Here is an 8,112-nt window from a genome sequence, read left to right as displayed (position 1 = left end):
CACCGGCATCGATGCGCCGCGGCCCGACAGCACAGTGAGCCGGCGCTGCCGGATCGACCGCGAGCCGGTCAATTCGGCCGCAGCCTTCGGCGACCACATCCGCATGGTATGGCTGACGCCGGCGATGGATGGGCTGTTCATGGGCGCAGGCTCGGAGCGGCGGCGCTTCTTCGACCGTTTGGTGCTCGCCATCGACAGCGATCATTCCAGCCGCATCTCCGCGCTGGAACGCTCTCTGCGCTCGCGCAACCGCCTGCTCGAAACCCGCAATTACGACGACCATTGGTGTGACGCGATCGAGCGAGAGACCGCGGAGCTTGCAGTCGCGGTCGCGGCAACGCGCGGCCAGACCGCAGCAAGGCTCACCGGGATGCTGAACGCGCGCGCGCAGGCCTCCGCCTTCCCATCGGCTAAAATCGCGCTCGACGGCTGGATGGAGAACGCGCTGCTGCAGGAGACCGCGACGTCGGTCGAGGACCGCTACCGGCAGATCCTGCGCGACAACCGCCCGCGCGATGCCATCGCCGGCCGCACCACCGACGGCCCGCATCTCACTGATCTCCAGGTGATCTATGCGCCCAAGAGCATGCCGGCCCGAGACGCTTCCACCGGCGAGCAGAAAGCGCTGCTGATCGGCCTCGTGCTGGCGCATGCGACGCTGGTGGCGGAAATGACCGGCATCGTGCCGCTGCTGCTGCTCGACGAGGTCGTCGCGCATCTCGATCCTAGCAGGCGCGCCGCGCTGTTCGACGAGCTGAAGAAGCTCGGCGCGCAGGTGTGGCTGACCGGCGCGGACCCGGCGGCGTTCGCCGAGATCGGCGCCGGAGGCGAAGTCTTCGACGTCGAGAGCGGACAGGTCTCGGCCCGAAGCTAGGCCGACGGGTTGAACCCGCTCGGTTTCATCAGCGACTAGCTGCTTGAGGCCGCTGGCAGCGACCATCGCGCCGAATTTTGACACGCGCGATATCCTTGGAGCATGAGCATGACGATGGTGAGGCATGGGGCGCGAGCCCCGGCACGATGGCGGATGTTTGCGTACGGCCTCGTCCTGCTCGCGATGTGCCTGCTCGCGGCCAGCGCCGGCGCCACGCTGCCGCATCTGTTTCCGACGACGCTCACGCTGGATTCCGATGCCAAGCTGCCCGCACCGACCCGCTACAATTACAGAGGAATCCACACCACGCTGATGCGGGGCGTCGAAGCGCCGCTTCGCGTCAGGCTGGAAGCCACCGTGCCCGCAGCGCTCGGCGACGTGCTCGCGTTCTATCGCACCGAGCTTGGAAGGCTCGGCTGGCAGGAACAGCATGATGACGCGGTGATCGGCGCCGATCAGGTCCAGCTCGCTTTCGTCTCACCGCTGGGACCGGCCGCGTTGAAACTCGACCGCAAGGATTCCGGCACCTCGGTCCATCTCGTGCAGAAGAACGCGGAGACGGCGACCAAAGCGAACGTTCTTCCAGAGCCCGGCCAGGCGAAGCTGGTGTTCAGCAACATCGGCGACAAGGAAGCCGTGCTCGAGATCAACGAGCAAACCATCCCGCGCCGGGCCGGCGCGAACGCGGTCGCGCTTGACCTCGTGCCCGGCAAATATCCCTACAGGCTGGGCGTGCCGGGCCATCCGGCCACCACGAACATCCTCACCGTCGCCGCCGGCGATACCTGGGAGCTCACGGTCGGGCGCGATGGTGACGCGTGGCCGCCGCTGCAGCTGTACTGAGCACTCGGCCTGCCCGGGCCTTCGCGCCGGCCGGACGATCCCCGTTGAACCTCTCTGGTTCCCACCGCGACTTCTCGTCTGAGGCTGCGGCGCCGACGGCGCCGCAGCCTGCCAATGCGCGAGGGCAGGACGACCCGCGCAACATCCAGGAGTTTTGACGATGCCGATGATCCGGCGCGGGGCGCAAGCCCCGGCAAGATGGCTGCTGCTTGCCTGCGGCATTCTCGCGATGGCGAGCACCTCGCGTCCGGCGGGCGCCGCAGACGACGGCATCGTCGACGTCCATGCGCTGCCGCGTCTCGAGGGCGCGGTGGAGGACACCTCACGCCCCGAACGCTACCGCCTCGAATATCGCGTGCCGACGCCGCAGGCCGTGACGTCGCAGGCGGTGCGCAAACTCCTGAGCGCTGACGGCTGGGTGCCCTATGTTCTGCCGCTGGAGGAGAAGAGCACCACGCTGAAATTCAAGAAGGGGCGGCAGGGACTTTCGGTTCACTTCACGCAGGCCCTCGGCCGGCCAGACCAGTCCGTGGTCTACTACACGACCGACCGAATCTATTCGAACGTGCCGTTCCCCGAAGGCGCGAGCGACCTCGTGTTCGACGGAACAAGGCCCTATCTCGGCTGCATTGCGCCCGGCGCGCTCGATGCGACCTCGGAGTTCTTTACGAAGGACATGGCGGCGATCGGTTGGCGCAAGCTCACGCCCGAGACGGCGGCACGCTGGCCCAATGCCGATCTCGGCGAGATCGTCCCGAACGGCGTGCGTGTGTTCTACGAACATCCCGACGGCGACACGACGCAGTTCTACAAGCAGAAGCCGGTGATGCTGACGCTGACGCGCCGCGACGACGGCCGCACCAATGTCGAGATCAGGGTGGCGCCGTTCGCGCTGCCCCAAGAGCTCGAGGCCGACGACGACATGGCCGGCCTGCCACGGCCCAAGCCGACCAAATCGGCGAGGGGCCTCGGCAGCGCAAGCTCCAACAAGCGTGAGATCAGCGCCGCCGCGATGGCCGAGCTGCCCGCCGTGCTCGCCTTCTATCATCGCGAGCTCGCCGCGCGCGGCTGGCAGGAGGATGGCAACGCGCCGCTCGCCCCTGGCGACGAGGTCGCGCTCAAGATCTCTTCCGCCGAGGAGACCGGCGTGCTGCGGCTCGGCCGCAAATATGATTTCACCATGATCAGCCTGACCGTGCAGGTGAGGGAATCAGCCCTTGCCGCCCGCGCCAAGGCGAAGAAGGAGGCCGACGAGAGGTTCCTCGGCGATGCCTTGGGTGCGGCTCAGCAGCTCATCGCTGCCGATGAGGCCAGGCGCAAGTCGCAGGCCGCCTCGCTGTCGGACGCGCCGCTCACTGCGCTCGCCGACAGCAAGACGCCGGTGCCGCTGCCCGAAAACGCCGAAGGCGTGAAGTTCGAAGGCGGCGACGGCCGGCTGGAGTTCTCCGCGGCATCGAGCGTGAAGGCACTCAGCGGCTTCTATCGCACGGCGCTGAAGAGCTCGGGCTGGAAGGAGCAGCCTTCCGTCATCAACCCGCCCAACATGGCGGTGATGGCGTTCGCCAAGGGCGGCAAGTCGATCTCGATGACCGTGATGCAGATGGGTCCGAAAGTGAACGTCCGCGCCGACGGATCGGGCCTGGTGACGGAAGCGGCCAAGCCTGCGGCGGCTGCGGAGGTGGAAGTACAGGCCAAATCCTCCGAGCCGCTCAAGCCAGATCCTGACTCCCAATTGCCCGTGCCGACGCAGCGTTCGTCGAAATCGCTTGCCACCACGAAGGTACCCGGCGGCGAGGCGCCGCTCCGCCGCGAGCTGACAGCCAGCATCCCGGCGCCGCTCCAGGACGTCCTCGCCTTCTACCGGGCGGAGCTGACCAAGCTCGGCTGGCAGGAAAAGACCGAGGGCGCGACCGTGTCCGCGGACCGCGCGCAGATCGACTTCACCTCGCCGCAGGGACCCGCCGTGCTCAAGCTCGACCGGGCCAAGGGCGAGACCACGGTCAATCTGGCGCAAAAGAATTCCGATGCGGCTGCTAAGGCCGACATCATGCCGAAGGCGGGACAAGCAAGGCTCATGCTCGGAAATATGGGACCGAACGAGGCCTCGCTGACGATCAACAAGCAGACCGTGAAGATCGCGGCAGGCGCCGGCGGCCCGCGATCACCGAAGGGCCCGATGCTCGATCTGCCGCCGGGCAAGTACCAGTACGCGCTGCGCATGCCCGGGCAACCCGCCCGCACCGAGGCCCTGACTGTTGCCGCTGGCGAGGCCTGGGGCCTTTTGGTGGGCCCGAGCGGGGACGTGCTGCCGCTTCAGATGTACTGAGGCCGCGAGGCCGGTGCGCTCCCTCCCCCGCTTGCGGGGGAAGGTTGGGGAGAGGGTGTCTCCACAACGGGACACTCCCCCAGAGGAAAGAGCCCCCACCCGGCGCTTCGCGCCGACCTCCCCCGCAAGCGGGAGAGGTTGCAGCGAACTCGTGGCCGGCCGATCTAATCAAGTTCGAGCAGGCTACTTCAGAGAGCCTGGGAACCGCCCTTCCAGTCCCCCAAATCCACCCCTTTCGAGGTCCAAAGCGGGCGCTCGAATCGGGCTTTTTGCAGCGGCCGGAATCGGCCTTCAAAAGCCTTGAAAACTCGTTGAAAAACCCTATCTGCTCAAAGGGTTGCCAGAGGATACTTTGCGCTAGGCGCAAGCGGTCTTTCGTGGCACAAATAGGCTCGCAAATCAGCGCCTTTTGCGCCGCTGATTCGGGCGACATTTCGAAGGCCTCTCATGACAGAACCTGCTCGGCAGCCCGCTGCCGAAAACGAGCCCTCCAACGCGAGTGATTACGGCGCGGAATCGATCCGCGTGCTCAAGGGTCTCGATGCCGTCCGCAAGCGCCCGGGCATGTATATCGGCGACACCGACGACGGCTCCGGCCTGCACCACATGGTCTACGAGGTCGTCGACAACGCGATCGACGAAGCCCTCGCGGGCCACGCCACGCGCGTCGATGTCGTGCTCAATGCCGACAATTCCGTCACCGTGCGCGACGACGGACGCGGCATTCCCGTCGACATCCACAAGGGCGAAGGCATCTCGGCGGCCGAGGTCATCATGACCCAGCTCCATGCCGGCGGAAAGTTCGACCAGAACTCCTACAAGGTCTCCGGCGGCCTGCACGGCGTCGGCGTCTCCGTCGTCAACGCGCTGTCGAGCAAGCTCGTGCTGCGCATCTGGCGCGACAACAAGGAGCATACCATCGAGTTCGCCCATGGCGACGCCGTTGCACCGCTCAAGGTCGTCGGCGATGCGCCGGGCAAGCGCGGCACCGAGGTGACGTTCCACGCTTCCCCCGAGACCTTCAAGAACATCGAATACGACTTCGCAACGCTCGAGCACCGGCTGCGCGAGCTCGCCTTCCTCAATTCCGGCGTCAACATCGCCCTCTCCGACATGCGTCACGCGGTCGAGAAGCGCGAGGAGATGCACTATTCCGGCGGCGTCGAGGAATTCGTCAAATATCTCGACCGCAACAAGAAGGCGATCGTGCCGGCGCCGATCATGGTGCGCGCGGAAGCCAACGGCATCGGCGTCGAGGCGGCTTTGTGGTGGAACGACAGCTACCACGAGAACGTGCTGTGCTTCACCAACAACATCCCGCAGCGCGACGGTGGCACCCATCTCGCCGGCTTCCGCGGCGCGCTCACGCGCCAGGTCAACGGCTATGCCGAGGCCAACGCGAAAAAGGAAAAGATCGCGCTGACCGGCGACGACTGCCGCGAAGGTCTCACCGCCGTGCTGTCGGTGAAGGTGCCCGATCCGAAATTCTCGTCGCAGACCAAGGACAAGCTGGTGTCCTCGGAAGTGCGTCCCGTGGTCGAGAACGTCCTCAACGAGGCGCTCCAGGCCTGGTTCGAGGAGCATCCCAGCGAAGCCAAGATGATCGTCGGCAAGGTGATCCAGGCCGCGGCTGCGCGTGAGGCTGCGCGAAAGGCGCGCGAGCTGACGCGCAAGAGCCCGCTCTCGGTCTCCTCGCTGCCCGGCAAGCTCGCCGACTGCCAGGAAAAGGACCCGGCGAAGTCCGAGCTCTTCATCGTCGAGGGCGACTCGGCAGGCGGCAGCGCCAAGCAGGGCCGCAACCGCGAATTTCAGGCCGTCTTGCCGCTCCGCGGCAAGATCCTCAACGTCGAACGCGTCCGTCCCGACAAGATGCTGGGCAGCGAGCAGATCGGCACCTTGATCACCGCACTTGGCACCGGCATCAGCGACGAGTTCTCGATCGAGAAGCTGCGCTATCACAAGATCATCGTGATGACGGACGCCGACGTCGACGGCGCCCACATCCGCACGCTGCTGCTGACCTTCTTCTACCGGCAGATGCGCGACATCATCGACGGCGGTTATCTCTATATCGCCCAGCCGCCGCTGTATAAGGTCTCCAGAGGCAAGTCCGAGCAGTACCTGAAGGACGAGCGGGCGCTCGAAGATTATCTGATCGATACCGGGCTCGACGATTGTGTCTACATTCCCGGCACCGGCGGCGATCGTACCGGCCGCGACCTGCGCTCGCTGGTCGACGACGCCCGCATCGTCCGCAGCATTTTGCGCAATCTGCACAGCCGCTATAATCGCAAGGTTGTCGAGCAAGCAGCCATCACCGGCGTGCTGAACAAGGCGATCTACGGCGATCCCGAAAAGGCCGCTGCGGCCGCACAGTACATCGCGAGCCGGCTGGACAACCAGGCCGACGAGGTTGAGCGCGGCTGGGTCGGGCAATATGTCGAAGGCCATGGCTTCCAGTTCGAGCGCACCGTGCGCGGCGTCAAGGAAGCCGCCGTCATTGACGATGCCTTCCTCGGCTCGGTCGAGGCGCGCAAGCTCGACGAGTACACGGTGAAGCTCCAGGACGTTTATGTCCGCCCTGGCAAGCTGCGGCGCAAGGACGTCGAGCACATGGTCTACGGCCCGGTCGATCTATTCGACGCCGTCACCGACGCCGGCCGCAAGGGCATCACGCTACAGCGCTACAAAGGTCTCGGCGAGATGAACCCGGAGCAGCTCTGGGAGACGACGCTGGACACCGACGCGCGCTCGCTGCTGCAGGTGAAGGTCAAGGAGGTCGACGAGGCCGACGACATCTTCACCAAGCTGATGGGCGACGTGGTCGAGCCGCGCCGCGACTTCATCCAGGAACATTCGCTGAGCGCGACGATCGATATCTAGCGCTTGCTGCTTCCACAACGTCATGGCCGGGCTTGACCCGGCCATCCACGTCTCAACTGCGGCACAAAGAACGTGGATGCCCGGGACAAGCCGGGCATGACGGCTAATGCTTGCGTCCCTGAACCTCACCAGCGTTCCTCGCGACGAAGTGGCATGATCCCGTTGGCCAATTCCGGCCGGGAAGCCTTCTCGCCATGACCGCCTCTGCAACGCCCAGTTCCGCCGTGCCATCCCGCCGTCTCGGCGTGATCGGCAGCATCGTCGGTGTGCTGGCGCTGATCGCGGCCGTCCTGCCGCACTGGGTCATACCCGCGATCTACCCGCCGCCGCCGGCGGACAAGGTGATCGTCGACACCGGACATCGCATCAAGGACCGCGTCATCGCGAAGGTGAAGGGCGTGGAGTATCAGGCCCCGAAGGTCGAAAAATCGGCAGGACGAGCCTGGAGCGAAACCGCGTCAGTCACCGCGATCTCGCTCGGCCTGCTCGCCATCCTGTTCTCGGTCCTCTCGCTGATCTTCCGGGAAGAACGGCTCCTCGCCGCCGTCGCCGCCGCGCTCGGCACCGGCGCCATCGCGATCGAAATCTCCTTCGTCATGATCGGTGCGCTGATCCTGATCGCGATCCTCTATGTTGTGGGGAACATCATCGGGTTGTTCTAGGAGCTGCCGCCTGCCACAAGCTCCAGATCGATGGCCCGGCCAGCGCAATTGCTACCGCGGTCAATTCTCTGTAGTTTCCGCTCGAAACAGCCCACCCAACAGGACAGCGAGAAATCCCCGTGGCGCCCATCCAATACATCGTCGAGGGCGGTCACCGGCTCTCGGGCTCGATCGAGCCGTCCGGCAACAAGAATTCGGCGCTCCCGATCATCGCCGCCGCCCTGCTCACCGAGCATCCGGTGACGCTGGAGAACGTGCCGCGGATCCGCGACACCGAGACGCTGGTCGAGCTGATCCGCTCGGTCGGCGCCTCCGCAGAATGGACGGGGCGCAACACGCTTCATATCCACGCCAAGAGCATCCGCGCCGCCGATCTCGACCCCGAGCTGTGCGTGCGCATCCGCGCTTCGATCCTGCTCGCAGGCCCCCTGCTCGCGCGATGCGGCGAAGTGATGCTGCCGCCGCCCGGCGGCGATGTCATCGGCCGCCGCAGGCTGGACACCCATGTGCTGGCGCTGGAGCAG

5 protein-coding genes and 1 pseudogene are annotated in these 8,112 nt (G+C 65.8%); all 6 read left to right on the top strand.

Annotated features, from left to right (window positions below; all coding sequences use genetic code 11):
* Window positions 1-874 (top strand): DNA replication/repair protein RecF (locus tag MOV74_RS25005; RefSeq protein ID WP_246928676.1); only part of this gene is annotated, 874 nt, incomplete at its 5' end.
* A gap of 108 nt (window positions 875-982) precedes the next feature.
* On the top strand, window positions 983-1,717 hold the full coding sequence (locus MOV74_RS25000; RefSeq protein ID WP_246928674.1) for a hypothetical protein: 735 nt from the start codon (window positions 983-985) through the stop codon (window positions 1,715-1,717).
* 160 nt (window positions 1,718-1,877) lie between these two features.
* The gene (locus tag MOV74_RS24995) at window positions 1,878-4,043 is read left to right on the top strand and encodes a hypothetical protein (protein WP_246928672.1); all 2,166 of its coding nucleotides are present in this window, start codon (window positions 1,878-1,880) and stop codon (window positions 4,041-4,043) included.
* A gap of 447 nt (window positions 4,044-4,490) precedes the next feature.
* Window positions 4,491-6,926: a DNA topoisomerase (ATP-hydrolyzing) subunit B gene (gene gyrB, locus MOV74_RS24990; protein ID WP_246928670.1), complete on the top strand. Its 2,436-nt coding sequence runs from the start codon at window positions 4,491-4,493 to the stop codon at window positions 6,924-6,926.
* Between the two features lie 194 nt (window positions 6,927-7,120).
* The gene (locus tag MOV74_RS24985) at window positions 7,121-7,588 is read left to right on the top strand and encodes a hypothetical protein (protein WP_246928668.1); all 468 of its coding nucleotides are present in this window, start codon (window positions 7,121-7,123) and stop codon (window positions 7,586-7,588) included.
* Between the two features lie 119 nt (window positions 7,589-7,707).
* A pseudogene (locus MOV74_RS24980) lies at window positions 7,708-8,112 on the top strand (UDP-N-acetylglucosamine 1-carboxyvinyltransferase); the annotation flags it as partial.

The sequence above is a fragment of the Bradyrhizobium sp. SHOUNA76 genome, assembly GCF_023006445.1.
Taxonomy (GTDB): domain Bacteria; phylum Pseudomonadota; class Alphaproteobacteria; order Rhizobiales; family Xanthobacteraceae; genus Bradyrhizobium.
This window is presented reverse-complemented; position numbering and strand designations above follow the sequence as displayed.